Here is a 15,227-nt window from a genome sequence, read left to right on the forward strand (position 1 = left end):
CGTTTTTCGCGAGCAAGAACTAGGCGTCCCCCTCGCTCCTACAGAAGGCGATGTAGGCTTAACTGACTGGCGTTCGGGCTTGCCCCCTTCCACATTTGATTTGAAGTGTTGCTTTAACCGCGCAGGGCCTTAAGTTTGGCGAGCACCCCTTCCGCCGTCTGCTCGCCCATCAACTGCTCACGTACCTTGCCCTTGTCATCGATGATGTACGTCACCGGCAAAGCCTCGCTGCGCGGAATATCGAAGATCCCATCCGGGTTCTGCGCCAGCACCGTGAACTTGATGCCCAGCTTGTCACTGGCTTCCTTCAGTTCCGCACCCTGCACATTGTCGAAATTGACCCCGAACACGCCGACGTTCTGCCCTTTCAATTGTTCTGACAAGGCGTTGAGCTCCGGAATTTCAGTACGGCAAGGGCCACACCATTCCGCCCAGTAATTGACCACCAACCATTGCTTGTCCAGGCGCTCGGCCGCAACCTTCTGGCCGTACTGGTCAACGCCATAGTCATTGCCGCAGCCGCTGAGCAGCAGGGTTGTGATGATCGCCAATGCACCGATCAGTCGCCTTGTCATGGGGTAATCCTTCGCAAAAATGAACGTTCACTGCGACCTATCGCCTCTTACGGTTTAAGGACGGGCCGCAGCGCAGGTAGAATACCCGCCACCTTACGCAAGATGCGACCCGCACATGACCGATCTGACGCTTTATCACAACCCGCGCTGCTCGAAATCCCGCGGTGCGCTCGAACTGCTCGAAGCGCGCGGCCTTGCCCCCACCGTCGTGCGCTACCTCGAAACCCCGCTGGACGCCACACAATTGAAGGCCCTGCTGGCCAAGCTGGGCGTCAGCGCACGTCAATTGCTGCGCACCGGCGAAGATGAATACAAGGCCCTGAACCTGGCGGATGCCAGCCTGACTGAAGCCCAGTTGATCGCCGCCATTGCCGCGCATCCAAAGTTGATGGAGCGCCCGATCCTGGAAACCGCCGACAAGGCCATCATCGGCCGCCCGCCAGAGAACGTGCTGGAGATCCTGCCGTGACGGCGCCGTATGTGCTGGTGTTGTATTACAGCCGCAATGGCTCGGTCAGCGAAATGGCCCGGCATATTGCCCGAGGCATCGAGTTGGGCGGACTGGAAGCGCGCTTGCGCACCGTGCCAGCCATCTCCACCGAATGCGAAGCCGTGGCGCCGAGCATTCCCGATGAAGGCGCACTCTATGCGAGCCTGGATGACCTCAAGCACTGCTCGGGCCTGGCGCTGGGCAGCCCGACACGCTTCGGCAACATGGCCGCACCGTTGAAATACTTTATCGACAGCACCAGCAACCTGTGGCTCACCGGCGCCCTGGTCGGCAAGCCGGCGGGTGTATTCACCTCCACCGCCAGCCTCCACGGTGGCCAGGAGACCACGCTGATGTCGATGCTGCTACCGCTGCTGCACCACGGCATGCTGATCACCGGCCTGCCTTACAGCGAACAGGCACTGCTCGACACCCAGGGCGGCGGTACGCCTTATGGCGCCAGCCACCACGCCGGGCCCGACGGCAAGCGCCTGCTCGACCCGCATGAAATTGCGCTGTGCAAGGCCCTTGGCCTGCGCCTGGCAAAAACCGCGGCACTGTTGGAGAACGGCCGTGGCCAGGAAGCCTAAGGTCCTGCCCCCACAGGCGTGGCTCGAACCGCGGGTCAAGGTCGCGCGCGCCCTGAGCCTGTTGGCGTTTTTCGGGTTGGTGGGGTTGCTGTGCATTTACTACCTGTTCGTGGCCGACCTGCATGGCGCACGCCCATGGGTGATCCTGCTGATCGAACTGGTGCCGCTGCTGGTACTGGCGCCGGGAATGCTCATCGGCAGCGCTCGCGGGCATTCGTGGATGTGCTTCGTGGTGAATTTGTATTTCATCAAGGGCGCGCTGGCGGCGTATGACCCGAACCGCCAGTGGTTCGGCGTTCTGGAAATGCTGGCGAGCCTGGCGCTGTTTTGTACGGCGCTGCTGTATGTGCGTTGGCGGCACCAACTGAATCGCCGGCTGGCCGAGTAAAGCGTGGCGAGCGGGCTTGTTGTGGCGAGCGGGCTCGCCACATTAAAACCGGCTCAATGGTTGACGGTGTACGCCAACATCATCGACAGCTGGCACATTGGCCGCCCACTCTCGGCATGCCACTGGTTGAACGCGCCCTGCACCGTCGCCAAGTCGCGCAGGCTGGTCGGCGCCTTGTCGACAATCTTCTGCGCATTCAATGCGGCGACCACGTCATCACTCGGCACAAACGTGTCCTTGCCCACCATGCGCAGGAAGCGCGGCGCCGACAGCCCACCCAACTGATGGCCGTGCTTGCTCAGGTACTTCCACAAGCCGACGATATCGGTCACCGGCCAATCGGCGATAAACGCACCGAAGCTGCCTTTCTCCTGCTCGATATCCAGGATCATCTGCGCATTGCGCGGCACACTCTTGAGCTTGCCCAGGTGGCGGATGATACGGGGGTCCTGCATCAGGCGCTCGAGGTGCTCAGCGCCCATCAGCACGACTTTTTCCGGGTCAAAACCGAAGAATACCTGCTCGAACGCCGGCCATTTGGCGTCCACCACGCTGTGCTTGAGCCCGGCACGGAATACACGAAGCGCCAGGGTCGACAGGTAGCGATCATCACTGATCCTGCGCAATTGCGCCGGGGTCTTGGGCACTGGCAGGTGCGCCTCCAACTCGGCCGCCGAACCGAAGCGGTTCAGACAGTATTCGTGCAGCCACTTGTAATCGCGCATGCCCTCTCCTGGAAATTGAAATGAAAACGGCGCCCGTGAGCGCCGTCGTTCAGAGCGTTGAAAAACGTCAGAGGTTCACTACGTTGACGAAGCGCGAAGCGGCGGTCTCGTCGATACGCAGGCTGGTGAAGTCAAACAGGTTGCGGTCGGCCAACTGTGACGGGATCACGTTCTGCAAGCTGCGGAAGATACTCTCGGTGCGGCCCGGCGTCTTGCGCTCCCACTCCTGAAGCATCTCCTTGACCACCTGGCGCTGCAGGTTTTCCTGGGAGCCGCACAAGTTGCACGGGATGATCGGGAATTGCTTGAAATCCGAATAGGCCTGGATGTCCTTCTCGTTGCAATAGGCCAGCGGGCGGATCACCACGTTGCGCCCATCATCGGCGCGCAGCTTGGGCGGCATGGCCTTGAGGGAGCCGTTGAAGAACATATTGAGGAAGAAGGTTTCGACGATGTCATCGCGGTGATGACCCAGGGCCATCTTGGTCGCGCCGATTTCGTCGGCAAAGGTATAAAGCGTGCCACGGCGCAGGCGCGAGCACAGCGAGCAGGTGGTCTTGCCTTCGGGGATGAGTTCCTTGACTACCGAGTAAGTGTCTTTCTCGACGATGTGGTACTCGATGCCCAGCTCTTTCAAGTACGCCGGCAGTACGTGCTCGGGGAAGCCCGGTTGCTTCTGGTCCATATTGACGGCGACGATCTCGAACTTGATCGGCGCGACCTTTTGCAGGTGCAGCAGCACGTCGAGCATGGTGTAGCTGTCTTTGCCGCCGGAGAGGCAGACCATGACCTTGTCGCCGTCCTCGATCATGTTGAAATCGGCGACCGCTTCACCGGCCAGGCGACGCAGGCGTTTTTGCAGTTTGTTCTGGTTGACCGTAAGAGTGCCCATGGCGCTTGGATCCGCTGGAGGTATGTGACGAAAAGCCGGGTATTTTACCGATAAGGTTGGCCAAGTTCCAATGCGGGAGGGACCCACACTTGGCTGCATGGCCGACTACAGACCGCGCCGCGATTAACCCCACTTTTTACAGCGCAATTTGCTCTAAAGCCCTACGGTTTTTCCGGTCATCACTTCCTATACTGCGACTTGAGGTCGCACACATATCCAGACCTTTCAGGCCATCTGGCCCGTGGGCGCTCCAATGGGGGGCGATGGTAATAACGACAGGAGTGACTGGCATGATCCATCACGTCGTGGGGCTTTTTACCCATCCCGACCAGGAATGGCGGGAAATTCGTGGCGATAAAGAAGAAAGCATCGGCCACATGTACCTCACTCATACCTTGATTCTCGCGGCGATCCCCGCCGTGTCTGCCTTTATCGGTACTACCCAGGTGGGCTGGGTCATCGGCAACCGCTCCCCGGTCATGCTGACCCAGGAAAGCGCGCTGTGGATGACCATCATGTCGTACCTGGCCATGCTCGGCGGCGTAGCGGTCATGGGCGCCTTCATTCACTGGATGGCGCGCACCTACGACGCCAGCCCCAGCATGGCGCGTTGTGTCGCCTTTGCCACCTACACGGCGACACCGCTGTTTATCGGCGGGCTCGCGGCGCTCTATCCGCATATGTGGCTCGGCATGGTGGTCGGAACGGCAGCCATTTGCTACACGGTGTACCTGCTGTACGTAGGGCTGCCGACTTTTATGAACATCGACCCCGATGAAGGCTTCCTGTTTTCCAGCTCGGTACTGGCCGTGGGCCTGGTGGTGCTGGTCGCGATCATGGCGTTTACCGTGATTGTCTGGGGCCTGGGCGTGGGCCCGATCTACACCAACTGAGTATTCACACCGCAGGCAAGGCCACCGCAAGGTGGCTTTGTGCGTCATGCATGACCATTCGGCGCCTGACAGATTCGGAAACAACCAGCTTTGCGGCATACTGGGCACCTCTGGAGATATGTACAGCATGCCCGAGCAACTCAATACCCGCGTCGAAGATTGTTTCCTGCTAGCCGAATCCTTTTTCAAACGAAGCTTCAAACGCCCCCAGGTCAGCCTCAAGCTGCGGGGCCAGAAAGCCGGTGTCGCGCATTTGCATGAGAACCTGCTGCGCTTCAACCCACAGTTGTACCGAGAAAACAGCCAACACTTCCTGAAGCAAACCGTGGCGCATGAAGTCGCGCACCTGATCGCCCACCAATTGTTTGGTGAACGCATCCAGCCCCATGGCGAGGAATGGCAGTTGATCATGCGCGGCGTCTATGAACTACCGCCGGACCGCTGCCACACCTATGCAATCAAGCGCCGCCAGGTGACCCGTTACATCTATCGTTGCCCGTGTGCCGACAGCGACTTCCCATTTTCGCCACAGCGCCATGGGCTGGTGCGGCAGGGGCGGCGTTACCTGTGCCGGCGCTGCCGACAGACCTTGGTGTTTACCGGGGAAACCCGCGTCGAGTGAAGGTTGCGGTGCCTGCCAGGGCCTCATCGCGGGCAAAACCGACACCCACAGTTGATCGACATGACAGCGCGGTCAAATGTGGGAGGGGGCTTGCCCCCCGATAGCGCCGGTGAAGTCACCCCACAACCTTGCTCCGCCGCAAATCGGCTATGCGCTGGGCACTGAAACCCAGCTCCGCCAACACTTCATCACTGTGCGCGCCCACGGCGGCGCCAATGTGCCGGGGCGCGGGCAACCCTTCCGAAAACCTCAACGGGCAGGCAATCTGGGCCTGGCTCGAGCCATCCCCCCTGGGCACCTGGCTGACCAGCGCCCGCGCCTTTAACTGCGGATGGGCCACGGCTTCGCTGAGCGTCAGCACCGGCTCAACGCAGGCATCCACCCCGGCAAACAGCTCGCACAACTCCTCGAAACTGCGCTTCTCGAACTCCACCTGCAAGGCCTGCTTAAGCGCCGGCTGCTGCTCTGGCTTCAAACCCTGCGCGGCCAACTCCGGGCGCCCCAACGCTTCACACAACCGCTGCATAAAAGCCGGCTCCAGGCTGCCCACTGACATCCAGCGCCCATCCCGCGACCGGTAGTAATCGTAGAAACTACCGCCATTGAGCACATGGCTTTCCCATTCCGGCTCCACCCCGCAGGCCAGGTAGCCAGCGCCTGCCATGGCATTCAGGCTGAACGAACAATCGGTCATGCTCACGTCCAGATACTGGCCCACGCCGCTTTGCTGTCGAGCGATCACAGCAGCGAGCAGGCCCACCACCGCATGCAACGACCCGCCGCCGACATCCGCCAACTGTATGCCCAACGGCAATGGCCCGCTGTCCCGACGCCCGGTGTAACTGGCCACACCGGCCAGCGCCAGGTAATTGATATCGTGCCCGGCGCGGTCCTTATAGGGGCCGGTCTGGCCGTAGCCGGTAATCGACACATAAATCAGCCGCGGATTGATCGCCTTCAATGCGCCATAACCCAAGCCCAGGCGTTCCATCACCCCGGGACGAAATTGCTCAAGCACAATGTCGTAGCCCTTGACCAGCTCGCGCACAATCTCCAGCGCCTCTGCCTGCTTGAGGTCCAAGGCAAGGCTGCGCTTATTGCGGTTGAGGTAGGCATGGCTTGCCGACGTCCCCTGGTCATGGGGCGGCAATACCCGTAACAGGTCCATGCGTGTGGGCGACTCGATGCGCAGTACGTCGGCGCCCATGTCGGCGAGCATCAACGAGGCAAACGGGCCTGGCAGCAAGGTGGAAAAATCCAGGACTTTGAGGGACGCCAAGGGACCTGACATGGAGACTCCTGCTGGGTTTCGAATGCCCACAGACTAGGCAGCCTTGCGCCGACCGGCAATCGTCAGAACGATCAGCGACAGTGACCGTTTTGATCATGGCGGGCTTTTTCGCGTCGGCGGCTTTATCATTGGCCCACGTTTGCTTGCAGAGTGTTCCATGAAGTTCGCGATTGCACTGTTTTCCGCCGCCCACGCGCCCTCCTCGCGCCGCGCCTTGTTGTTCGCCAAGGCCGCATTGGCCGGTGGGCATGAGATTGTGCGCCTGTTTTTTTACCAGGATGGCGTATACAGCGCTTCCAATGCCATCGTCACGCCCCAGGACGAGCAGGATATTGCCCGCCAATGGCGCGAGCTGGTCAGCGCGCACCAGCTCGACGGCGTCGTCTGCATCGCCGCGGCGTTGCGCCGTGGCGTGCTCAATCACGAAGAAGCCACGCGCTATCAACGCAGCGCGGTCAACCTGGAAGCGCCATGGGCATTGTCCGGCCTGGGCCAATTGCATGACGCCGCCCAGGCGGCCGACCGCCTGATCTGTTTTGGAGGACCGTGACATGGCCAAATCCTTGCTGGTGATCAGCCGCCAGGCGCCTTGGTCCGGGCCGAGTGCGCGGGAGGCCCTGGACATCGTGCTGGCCGGCGGCGCGTTCGACCTGCCCATCGGCCTGCTATTGCTCGATGACGGCGTGTTCCAACTGGCCCCGCACCAGGACGCCAAGGCCGTGCAGCAAAAAGACCTCAGCGCCAACCTGCAGGCGCTGGGACTGTTTGGCATCGACGACGTGTTCGCCTGCAGCCACAGCCTCGCCGCCCGCGGGCTTGTGCACTCGACCCTTGCCCAGCCGCTGGACAGCGCAGCCATCACCCAGCTGATTGACCGTTACGACCAGGTGATCACCCTCTGATGTCGACTTTACATGTGATATCCCACTCCCCGTTTACCGATAGCCGCCTCGAGAGCTGCCTGCGTATCTGCGGCAGCGAGGACGCCATCCTGCTCTGCGGCGATGGCGCCTACGGGCTGCACGCCCCTGCCCTGCTGACCAGGGGGGTGAAGGTCTTTGTGCTGGCCGAGGACATGCTGGCGCGTAATCTACCGCTGCCAGACTGGGCCGATAGCGTGGACTACCCGGGTTTCGTGCAGTTGTCGATTGACTACGACAAGGTCAACAGCTGGTTATGAACACCCTGACCGTAGGCGCTCGTACCCTTGAACTGGACAAGGACGGCTACCTCGTCGACCTGAACGCATGGTCCGTCGACGTGGCCAACGCCCTGGCCGCCGCCGAGCCTCTGGAGTTGACCGCGGACCACTGGGAAATCCTCGAGTTGCTGCGCCAGTTCTATGCCGAATTCCAGCTGTCCCCCGCCACGCGCCCCCTGATCAAGTACACCGCCTTGAAGCTGGGCCCGGAAAAGGGCAACAGCCTGCACCTCAACAAACTGTTCAACGGCACTCCCGCCAAACTCGCCGCCAAGCTGGCGGGCCTGCCAAGGCCGACGAATTGCTTATGACCGACTTTGCCCCGCTGACCCTCGAAACTCCCGCCGAGCACCCCTTTGCGCAATTCGTACGCATCCTGGGCAAAGGCAAACGCGGCGCGCGCAACCTGACCCGCGAAGAAGCGCGCGAAGCCATGGGCATGCTGCTCGATGAAAAGGTCGAAGACACCCAGCTCGGCGCCTTCCTGATGCTGTTGCGGCATAAGGAAGAAAGCCCTGAAGAGCTGGCTGGCTTCACCGAAGCCGTGCGCGAACGCCTGCACGCACCGGCACTGAACGTAGATGTCGACTGGCCAACCTATGCCGGCAAGAAACGCCACCTGCCGTGGTTCCTGCTGGCGGCCAAATGCCTGGCGCAACATGGCGTGCGCATCCTGATGCACGGCGGCGGCGCACACACCGCCGGCCGGTTGTACACCGAGCAATTGCTGGAAGGCTTGCAGATCCCGCTGTGCCGCAACTGGCAGCAGGTCGAGGCGGCCTATGAACACGGCAACCTGGCGTTTATCCCGCTCGGCGATTGGGCACCGCAACTGCAACGCATGATCGACTTGCGCAATACCCTGGGCCTGCGTTCACCGATCCACTCCCTGGCGCGCCTGCTCAACCCACTGAATGCCCGGTGCGGCCTGCAAAGCATTTTCCACCCGGGCTACCAGGGTGTTCATCGCGATGCCAGCGGCCTGCTTGGCGACAATGTGATTGTGGTCAAGGGCGACGGTGGCGAGATCGAGATCAACCCCGACACGCTCAGCCACCTGTACGGCACCACGGGCGGGGCCAGTTGGGACGAAGAATGGCCCGCCCTCTCCGCCCAGCGCCACGTCAAGCCGGCCACGCTTGAGCCGGAGCACTTGAAGGCACTGTGGCGGGGCGACGTCGAGGACAGCTACCCACAACTGGCCCTGATCGCCACCATGGCGTTGGCGCTGCGCGGCCTCGGCCACCCACGGGAACAGGCGTTCGAATTGGCCCAGCAATACTGGGACGCGCGGGACAAATCGATTTAATCGATCATTAACTTCCGGTCTTTGCGCTTTTAGTTCGAACTCATCCCTCTAGACTGGGCTCCAACGTTTATTAGCCAAGGAGCCCATCATGGGTTTGCTGATCAAAGGACACTGGCATGACCAGTGGTACGAAAGTAGCGCCGATGGCGCCTTCCAACGGGAACAGGCGCAACGCCGCAACTGGGTGACCGCCGATGGCCAGCCCGGGCCAAGTGGTGAGGGTGGCTTCAAGGCCGAGGCCGGTCGCTATCACCTGTATGTTTCCCTGGCCTGCCCCTGGGCGCACCGGACCCTGATCCTGCGCAAGCTCAAGGGCCTGGAAAGCCTGATCGACGTCTCCGTGGTCAGCTGGCTGATGCTGGAAAACGGCTGGACCTTCGACAAGGCCCTCGGCTCCAGTGGCGATACGCTGGATGGCTTCGACTTCATGCACCAACGCTATACCGCCGACACCGCCGACTACACCGGGCGCGTTACCGTGCCAGTGCTGTGGGATAAGCAGTTGAATCGCATCGTCAGCAACGAATCGGCAGAGATCATTCGCATGTTTAACAGTGCGTTCAATGAACTGACCGGCAATACCCTGGACTTCTACCCCGAGGCGCTGCGCCCAAGCATCGACACGCTGAACGAGCGCATCTACCCCGCCGTCAACAACGGTGTGTATCGCGCAGGCTTCGCCACTTCGCAGCCAGCGTACGAAAGCGCGTTTGATGATGTGTTTGCCGAACTGGACTACCTGGAACAGCACTTGGGCGACCATCGCTACCTGGCAGGCGAATACCTGACCGAAGCGGATGTGCGGCTGTTTACCACGCTGATTCGTTTTGATGCGGTGTACTACAGCCACTTCAAATGCAACCTACGGCGGATTGCCGATTATTCGAACCTTTCGAATTGGTTGAGGGAGCTGTATCAGTGGCCGGGCGTGGCCGAGACGGTGGATTTCGAGCACATCAAGGGGCATTACTACGCCAGCCACCGGACGATCAATCCGACCGGGATTGTGCCGAAGGGGCCGTTGCAGGCGTTCGATGCCAAGCATGATCGTGGACGGTTGAGCGGTAAGGGTGTCTGGAGCTGATCCAGAGGACTGGTTGGATCAAATGGCCTTATCGGGGGCAAGCCCCCTCCCACATTGGAATGCATTCCAAAATGTGGGAGGGGGCTTGCCCCCGATGCATTCAGGCTCAGACCTGGGCCTGGGCGCCTTCAAACCACTTCAGCTTCTCACGCAACACCACTACCTCACCGACAATCACCAGCGTCGGCGCATGCACTTCATGCTCCGCTACCATGCGCGGCAAGTCAGCCAAGGTGCCTGTAAACACGCGCTGGTTGGCGGTAGTGCCCTGCTGGATCAGCGCTGCCGGGGTATCCGCCGCGCGACCATGCTTGATCAACTGCTCGCAGATGATCGGCAAGCCAATCAGGCCCATGTAGAACACCAGCGTCTGCGAAGGCCCCACCAGGTCCTGCCAAGGCAGGTCCGAGGTGCCGTCCTTCAAGTGCCCGGTGATAAAGCGTACCGATTGCGCATAGTCGCGGTGTGTCAGCGGAATCCCGGCATACGCCGCGCAACCACTGGCGGCGGTAATTCCCGGCACCACCTGGAACGGGATGCCATGGGCCGCCAGTTCCTCGATTTCTTCGCCACCCCGCCCAAAGATGAACGGATCCCCCCCCTTGAGGCGCAACACGCGCTTGCCTTGCTTGGCCAGGTCCACCAATTGCTGGTTGATCTGGTCTTGGGGCACGGCGTGATCGGCGCGACGCTTGCCGACATATACCCGCTCGGCATCGCGACGACACAGCTCGAGAATCGCCGGCGCCACCAGGCGGTCATACAGCACCACATCGGCTTGTTGCATCAGGCGTAAGGCGCGGAAGGTCAGCAGGTCCGGATCGCCCGGGCCAGCGCCGACCAGATAGACTTCACCCGGCGCATAAGGCGGCGCACCGTTGACCTTGTCGATCAGCAGGCGCTCGGCCTCATCGCCCTGCCCGGCCAGTTGCCGGTCGGCAATCGGGCCTTGGAACACCTCCTCCCAGAACGCGCGGCGTTGCTGCACATCCGGGTACAAGGCTTTGACCTGGGCGCGGAAACGCGCCGCCAACCCGGCCAATTGGCCGTAGGTAGACGGAATCCAGGTTTCCAGCTTGGCACGGATCAAGCGCGCCAGCACCGGCGCGTCGCCGCCGCTGGACACCGCGATCACCAAGGGCGAACGGTCGACAATCGCCGGGAAGATCACGCTGCACAAGGCCGGCGCATCCACCACGTTGACCGGCACACAACGGCGCCTGGCATCACTGGACACCTGCGCGTTCAGTGGTTCGTCATCCGTCGCGGCGATGATCAGGGTGCACCCCTCAAGGTCGGCCTCCTGATAACCGCGCAACATCAGCTCCCCGCCACTGCCCAGCACCAGTTCACGCAACTGGGGTTCAATCTGGGGAGCAACCACCCGCAGCAACGCACCGGCGTCGGCCAGCAGCCGGGATTTGCGCAAGGCAATCTCCCCGCCACCGACGACCAACACACGACTGCCGCGCAGGTTATGAAACAGCGGCAGAAATTCCATTTAGCCGATGACCTCAATGCCCGCCATGTAGGGCTTCAGCACGTCAGGTACACGGATCGAGCCGTCGGCCTGCTGGTAGTTTTCCAGCACCGCCACCAGGGTGCGGCCAACGGCCAGGCCCGAACCGTTGAGGGTGTGCACCAGCTCCGGCTTGCCAGTTTCCGGGTTGCGGAAACGCGCCTGCATGCGACGCGCCTGGAAATCACCGCAGTTGGAGCACGACGAAATCTCGCGGTATTTGTCCTGGCTGGGCACCCATACTTCGAGGTCGTAGGTCTTCACGGCGCTGAAGCCCATGTCGCCGGTGCACAACGCCAGTACGCGGTACGGCAGCTCCAGCAATTGCAGGACGCGTTCGGCGTTGGCGGTCAGCCCCTCGAGGGCTTCCATGGAGGTCGACGGCTCGACCACTTGCACCATCTCGACCTTGTCGAACTGGTGCTGGCGAATCATGCCGCGGGTATCGCGACCCGATGCACCGGCCTCACTGCGAAAGCACGGCGTGTGTGCGACAAACTTGATCGGCAGTTGCTTGGCGTCGAGGATCTCGCCGGCCACGATATTGGTCAGCGACACTTCGGCGGTCGGGATCAGGTACAAGTCGGCTTCGCCATCGCGACCGATCTTGAACAGGTCTTCTTCGAACTTCGGCAGTTGCCCAGTCCCCTGCAGGGCCGGCGCCTGAACCAGGTAAGGCGTGTACGCCTCTTCGTAACCGTGCTCGCCGGTGTGCAAGTTGATCATGAACTGCGCCAGGGCACGGTGCAGGCGCGCGATCGGTCCACGCAGCAGGGCGAAGCGCGCGCCGGACAGCTTGGCGGCGGTTTCGAAATCCAGGCCACCACTCAGTTCGCCCAGGGCGACATGGTCCTTGATCTCGAAATCAAAAGTTTTCGGCGTGCCCCAGCGGCGCACTTCGACGTTGCCGTCTTCATCGGCGCCCACCGGCACGGACTCGTGCGGCAGGTTGGGAATACCCAGCAGGATTGAATCCAGCTCGCCCTGAATCTTGTCCAGCTCGATTTTACCGTGGGACAGCTCGGTGCCCATGCGCTCGACATCGGCCATCAACGGCGCGATGTCTTCGCCGCGCTGCTTGGCCTGACCGATGGATTTGGAACGCGCATTACGCTCAGCCTGCAGTGCTTCAGTGCGGGTCTGGACGGTCTTGCGCTGTTCTTCCAGCGCTTCGATGCGCGCAACATCCAAGGCAAAGCCACGGGATGCCAGGCGGTCCGCTACGTCCTGAAGGTTGCTACGTAACAGTTTGGAATCGAGCATGTCGGTCTCTCGTTTATCAAAGTTTGGTCAAGGACAGGCCGGCCCAGGTGGCGAGCAGCCCGCCGAACACGCTGATGCCCAGGTACCCGAAGGCGACCAGGGCCTGCCCGCTTTCCAGCAGGCGCAGCGTATCCAGTGAAAAGGATGAAAAGGTCGTCAGACCGCCTACAAAGCCGACAATCAAGCCGGCCCGAATTTCAATCGGCACTTCCGGGCGCAACAGGAACCAGCCGTACAACAGCCCAATGATCAGGCAACCCACCAGGTTGACGGCCAGGGTCGCCGCATAAAAATGCTTCGGCCAATTGGCGTTTACCCAAGTACCGGTGGCGAAACGCAATAATGTACCAGCGATGCCGGCAACGGACACGGCAAGAATCGTCTTGAGCACTACTTTCTCCGCTGTTTTGGGCTGAGGCGATCGAGTTGGGCGAGGTGATTGAGCTTTTCACCGATCTTCAGCTCCAGGCCGCGAGGCACTGGCTGGTAGAACGGCTGCGGCTCCAGTTCGTCGGGGAAGTAATCTTCGCCGGCGGCATAGGCGTCCGGCTCATCGTGGGCATAGCGATATTCATCGCCATAGCCCAGTTGCTTCATCAGTTTGGTCGGGGCATTGCGCAGGTGCAGCGGTACTTCGAGGGAACCATGCTCGGCGGCGGCCCGCAGGGCCGACTTGAACCCCATGTACACCGCGTTGCTTTTTGGCGCGCAGGCCAGGTAGGTGATGGCTTGGGCCACCGCCAACTCGCCTTCAGGGCTACCGAGGCGCTCCTGCACCTCCCAGGCCGCCAGGCATAGGCTCAAGGCGCGCGGGTCGGCGTTGCCGATGTCTTCGCTGGCCATGCGCACCACGCGGCGCGCCAGGTACAACGGGTCACACCCGCCATCGATCATCCGCGCGAACCAGTACAGCGCGCCGTCCGGATTGGAACCGCGTACCGACTTGTGCAGTGCAGAGATCTGGTCATAGAAGGCTTCGCCGCCCTTGTCGAAGCGGCGGCGGGTATCGCCGAGCAGGCTTTGCAGCAGGTCAACGCCAATTTCGCTGCCGTCTTCGGCCAGGTCGGAAGCGTTCTCCAACAGGTTGAGAAAACGTCTGCCGTCGCCGTCGGCGGCGCTCAGCAGGATCTTGAAGCCTTCGTCACTGAGGCTCAGCTGGCGCTTGCCCAAGCCCTTGTCTTCGCTCAAGGCGCGCTGCAACAGCTTCTGCATCGCCGCTTCGTCGAGGCTCTTGAGCACATAGACCCGCGCCCGAGAGAGCAAGGCGTTGTTCAATTCGAAGGACGGATTCTCGGTGGTGGCCCCGATAAAGATCAGCGTGCCATCTTCGACATAAGGCAAAAATGCATCCTGCTGCGACTTGTTGAAGCGATGCACTTCGTCAACGAACAGGATGGTGCGCTTACCGTATTGCCCGGCCTGCTGCTTGGCGACCTCGACGGCCTGGCGGATCTCCTTGACCCCGGCCAGGACCGCCGAGACCGTTTCAAAGTGCGCGTCGGAGACCTTCGCCAGCAGCCTGGCCAAGGTGGTTTTACCCACGCCCGGCGGTCCCCAGAAAATCATCGAGTGCAGCGCACCCTGCTCCAGGGCTTCGCGCAGAGGCTTGCCGCGAGCGAGCAGGTGTTCTTGACCAACATACTCATCCAGGTTGGTGGAGCGCAAGCGCGCGGCCAGGGGCTGGGCAATCGGGTCACTTCGAAACAGATCCATGGGCAGCGCTTGAGACCTCTAGGCAGGTTATTCCTGGATCACGTCGGCACCCTTGGGGATGTCGAACTTGAACTTGGATGCCGGTACCGGCTGGTTGGCCTTGACCCCGGAGAACAGGATATCGGTACGCTGGCCGACACTGTCGATCAGGCGCATGTTGTTGATCACGCCGTTGCCGAACGACAGGTTCAGGCTGTCAAACAGCGTGTCCTTGGATTTCGGCTTGAGGGTGAATTCGATCACATTGCTGGTTTGCTTGGAGGTGATGTCGAAGCTTTTGTTGATTTCCGACACGTCGCCCGACAGCAACAGCGCCGGGGTCTGGCTCAGGCGCGGATCCAGCTTTTTGATGGTCGCCTGTTCCAGGTCAGGATCCCACAGCGTGACCTTCTTGCCGTCGGAAACGATGGTCTGTTCAGCCTTACCTTCGGTGTGCCAGTAAAACAGGCCTGGACGCTGCACGGCCATCTCACCCGCGGTTTCCTGCAACCGGGTACCACCGGCATCCAGGGTCAGCTGGGAGAAGCGCGCAGTCAGGGTCTGGGATTTGTCCAACAGGTTTTTCAAGCTGTCGACGGAAGCCTGGTCAGCGTGGGCCGAGACAGCAGTCAGGGCCAGTGCCGGCAACAACAGCATGCGGATAAGACGCATGGGAGTCCTCATTGAGTCGTT

At 61.3% G+C, this 15,227-nt stretch carries 20 protein-coding genes; 11 read left to right on the top strand and 9 right to left on the bottom strand.

What is annotated here, in order from left to right; genetic code table 11:
- Positions 1–113 precede the first annotated feature (113 nt).
- Complete coding sequence (locus ACODSV_RS27880; RefSeq protein WP_024076141.1) at positions 114–575, bottom strand: TlpA disulfide reductase family protein; 462 nt, start codon at positions 573–575, stop codon at positions 114–116.
- 115 nt (positions 576–690) lie between these two features.
- Between ACODSV_RS27880 and arsC the strand changes: the two genes are divergently transcribed.
- From arsC to ACODSV_RS27895, 3 genes are read left to right on the top strand one after another with little or no spacing between them, the layout of a single operon-like run.
- Positions 691–1,044: an arsenate reductase (glutaredoxin) gene (gene arsC / locus ACODSV_RS27885; protein WP_024076142.1), complete on the top strand. Its 354-nt coding sequence runs from the start codon at positions 691–693 to the stop codon at positions 1,042–1,044.
- Positions 1,041–1,655, top strand: coding sequence for an NAD(P)H:quinone oxidoreductase (wrbA, locus tag ACODSV_RS27890; RefSeq protein ID WP_024076143.1), 615 nt, complete (start codon positions 1,041–1,043; stop codon positions 1,653–1,655). The genes arsC and wrbA overlap by 4 nt, the downstream gene beginning before the upstream one ends.
- Complete coding sequence (locus tag ACODSV_RS27895; protein ID WP_024076144.1) at positions 1,639–2,043, top strand: DUF2069 domain-containing protein; 405 nt, start codon at positions 1,639–1,641, stop codon at positions 2,041–2,043. The genes wrbA and ACODSV_RS27895 overlap by 17 nt, the downstream gene beginning before the upstream one ends.
- Positions 2,044–2,096: 53 nt before the next feature.
- Here ACODSV_RS27895 and ACODSV_RS27900 read toward each other — a convergent pair whose 3' ends face one another.
- Positions 2,097–2,768 (bottom strand): DNA-3-methyladenine glycosylase I, encoded by a 672-nt coding sequence (locus ACODSV_RS27900; RefSeq protein ID WP_150054750.1) that lies wholly within the window; start codon positions 2,766–2,768, stop codon positions 2,097–2,099.
- Positions 2,769–2,835: 67 nt separating this feature from the next.
- A complete protein-coding gene (gene ttcA, locus ACODSV_RS27905; RefSeq protein WP_150054751.1) occupies positions 2,836–3,660 on the bottom strand; it encodes a tRNA 2-thiocytidine(32) synthetase TtcA in 825 nt (274 codons plus the stop codon).
- A 290-nt stretch (positions 3,661–3,950) separates the two neighbouring features.
- Between ttcA and ACODSV_RS27910 the strand changes: the two genes are divergently transcribed.
- Positions 3,951–4,553 (top strand): Yip1 family protein, encoded by a 603-nt coding sequence (locus ACODSV_RS27910; RefSeq protein ID WP_024076147.1) that lies wholly within the window; start codon positions 3,951–3,953, stop codon positions 4,551–4,553.
- 127 nt (positions 4,554–4,680) lie between these two features.
- Positions 4,681–5,175, top strand: a complete 495-nt coding sequence (locus tag ACODSV_RS27915; RefSeq protein WP_041161247.1) for a SprT family zinc-dependent metalloprotease — start codon at positions 4,681–4,683, stop codon at positions 5,173–5,175.
- 115 nt (positions 5,176–5,290) lie between these two features.
- Here ACODSV_RS27915 and ACODSV_RS27920 read toward each other — a convergent pair whose 3' ends face one another.
- Entirely contained in the window at positions 5,291–6,466 is a 1,176-nt protein-coding gene (locus ACODSV_RS27920) for a CaiB/BaiF CoA transferase family protein (RefSeq protein WP_150056448.1), read from the bottom strand.
- Between the two features lie 157 nt (positions 6,467–6,623).
- On the opposite strand from ACODSV_RS27920, the gene tusD reads away from it, so the two are divergent.
- From tusD to ACODSV_RS27950, 6 genes are all read left to right on the top strand, one after another.
- Positions 6,624–7,016, top strand: coding sequence for a sulfurtransferase complex subunit TusD (tusD, locus tag ACODSV_RS27925; RefSeq protein ID WP_041160966.1), 393 nt, complete (start codon positions 6,624–6,626; stop codon positions 7,014–7,016).
- A 1-nt stretch (position 7,017) separates the two neighbouring features.
- On the top strand, positions 7,018–7,368 hold the full coding sequence (gene tusC, locus ACODSV_RS27930; protein ID WP_024076151.1) for a sulfurtransferase complex subunit TusC: 351 nt from the start codon (positions 7,018–7,020) through the stop codon (positions 7,366–7,368).
- Positions 7,368–7,646: a sulfurtransferase complex subunit TusB gene (tusB, locus tag ACODSV_RS27935; protein ID WP_024076152.1), complete on the top strand. Its 279-nt coding sequence runs from the start codon at positions 7,368–7,370 to the stop codon at positions 7,644–7,646. The genes tusC and tusB overlap by 1 nt, the downstream gene beginning before the upstream one ends.
- On the top strand, positions 7,643–7,978 hold the full coding sequence (locus ACODSV_RS27940) for a TusE/DsrC/DsvC family sulfur relay protein (protein WP_024076153.1): 336 nt from the start codon (positions 7,643–7,645) through the stop codon (positions 7,976–7,978). The genes tusB and ACODSV_RS27940 overlap by 4 nt, the downstream gene beginning before the upstream one ends.
- A complete protein-coding gene (locus ACODSV_RS27945) occupies positions 7,975–8,976 on the top strand; it encodes a glycosyl transferase family protein (protein WP_024076154.1) in 1,002 nt (333 codons plus the stop codon). The genes ACODSV_RS27940 and ACODSV_RS27945 overlap by 4 nt, the downstream gene beginning before the upstream one ends.
- 88 nt (positions 8,977–9,064) lie before the next feature.
- Entirely contained in the window at positions 9,065–10,060 is a 996-nt protein-coding gene (locus ACODSV_RS27950) for a glutathione S-transferase family protein (protein ID WP_150056447.1), read from the top strand.
- Between the two features lie 106 nt (positions 10,061–10,166).
- Here ACODSV_RS27950 and cysG read toward each other — a convergent pair whose 3' ends face one another.
- The 5 genes from cysG to lolA are packed head-to-tail and all read right to left on the bottom strand — an operon-like array spanning position 10,167 to position 15,206.
- Positions 10,167–11,561, bottom strand: coding sequence for a siroheme synthase CysG (gene cysG, locus ACODSV_RS27955; RefSeq protein WP_024076156.1), 1,395 nt, complete (start codon positions 11,559–11,561; stop codon positions 10,167–10,169).
- Positions 11,562–12,842, bottom strand: a complete 1,281-nt coding sequence (gene serS / locus ACODSV_RS27960) for a serine--tRNA ligase (RefSeq protein ID WP_102625111.1) — start codon at positions 12,840–12,842, stop codon at positions 11,562–11,564.
- Positions 12,843–12,858: 16 nt separating this feature from the next.
- Positions 12,859–13,233: a fluoride efflux transporter CrcB gene (gene crcB, locus ACODSV_RS27965; RefSeq protein WP_024076158.1), complete on the bottom strand. Its 375-nt coding sequence runs from the start codon at positions 13,231–13,233 to the stop codon at positions 12,859–12,861.
- Positions 13,233–14,555 (bottom strand): replication-associated recombination protein A, encoded by a 1,323-nt coding sequence (locus tag ACODSV_RS27970; protein WP_150055207.1) that lies wholly within the window; start codon positions 14,553–14,555, stop codon positions 13,233–13,235. Before ACODSV_RS27970 ends, crcB begins: the two co-directional genes overlap by 1 nt.
- Positions 14,556–14,582: 27 nt before the next feature.
- Entirely contained in the window at positions 14,583–15,206 is a 624-nt protein-coding gene (gene lolA, locus ACODSV_RS27975) for an outer membrane lipoprotein periplasmic chaperone LolA (protein WP_150055208.1), read from the bottom strand.
- Positions 15,207–15,227 lie beyond the last annotated feature (21 nt).

The organism is Pseudomonas sp. FG86 (assembly GCF_057808775.1).

Excerpts from the sequence above, each read along its gene's own strand:
- ACODSV_RS27880 (WP_024076141.1), bottom strand. The coding sequence starts at position 575 with ATGACAAGGCGACTGATCGGTGCATTGGCGATCATCACAACCCTGCTG.
- arsC (WP_024076142.1), top strand. The coding sequence starts at position 691 with ATGACCGATCTGACGCTTTATCACAACCCGCGCTGCTCGAAATCCCGC.
- ACODSV_RS27900 (WP_150054750.1), bottom strand. The coding sequence starts at position 2,768 with ATGCGCGATTACAAGTGGCTGCACGAATACTGTCTGAACCGCTTCGGT.
- ttcA (WP_150054751.1), bottom strand. The coding sequence starts at position 3,660 with ATGGGCACTCTTACGGTCAACCAGAACAAACTGCAAAAACGCCTGCGT.
- ACODSV_RS27910 (WP_024076147.1), top strand. The coding sequence starts at position 3,951 with ATGATCCATCACGTCGTGGGGCTTTTTACCCATCCCGACCAGGAATGG.
- ACODSV_RS27915 (WP_041161247.1), top strand. The coding sequence starts at position 4,681 with ATGCCCGAGCAACTCAATACCCGCGTCGAAGATTGTTTCCTGCTAGCC.
- ACODSV_RS27920 (WP_150056448.1), bottom strand. The coding sequence starts at position 6,466 with ATGTCAGGTCCCTTGGCGTCCCTCAAAGTCCTGGATTTTTCCACCTTG.
- tusD (WP_041160966.1), top strand. The coding sequence starts at position 6,624 with ATGAAGTTCGCGATTGCACTGTTTTCCGCCGCCCACGCGCCCTCCTCG.
- tusC (WP_024076151.1), top strand. The coding sequence starts at position 7,018 with ATGGCCAAATCCTTGCTGGTGATCAGCCGCCAGGCGCCTTGGTCCGGG.
- tusB (WP_024076152.1), top strand. The coding sequence starts at position 7,368 with ATGTCGACTTTACATGTGATATCCCACTCCCCGTTTACCGATAGCCGC.
- ACODSV_RS27940 (WP_024076153.1), top strand. The coding sequence starts at position 7,643 with ATGAACACCCTGACCGTAGGCGCTCGTACCCTTGAACTGGACAAGGAC.
- ACODSV_RS27945 (WP_024076154.1), top strand. The coding sequence starts at position 7,975 with ATGACCGACTTTGCCCCGCTGACCCTCGAAACTCCCGCCGAGCACCCC.
- ACODSV_RS27950 (WP_150056447.1), top strand. The coding sequence starts at position 9,065 with ATGGGTTTGCTGATCAAAGGACACTGGCATGACCAGTGGTACGAAAGT.
- cysG (WP_024076156.1), bottom strand. The coding sequence starts at position 11,561 with ATGGAATTTCTGCCGCTGTTTCATAACCTGCGCGGCAGTCGTGTGTTG.
- serS (WP_102625111.1), bottom strand. The coding sequence starts at position 12,842 with ATGCTCGATTCCAAACTGTTACGTAGCAACCTTCAGGACGTAGCGGAC.
- ACODSV_RS27970 (WP_150055207.1), bottom strand. The coding sequence starts at position 14,555 with ATGGATCTGTTTCGAAGTGACCCGATTGCCCAGCCCCTGGCCGCGCGC.
- lolA (WP_150055208.1), bottom strand. The coding sequence starts at position 15,206 with ATGCGTCTTATCCGCATGCTGTTGTTGCCGGCACTGGCCCTGACTGCT.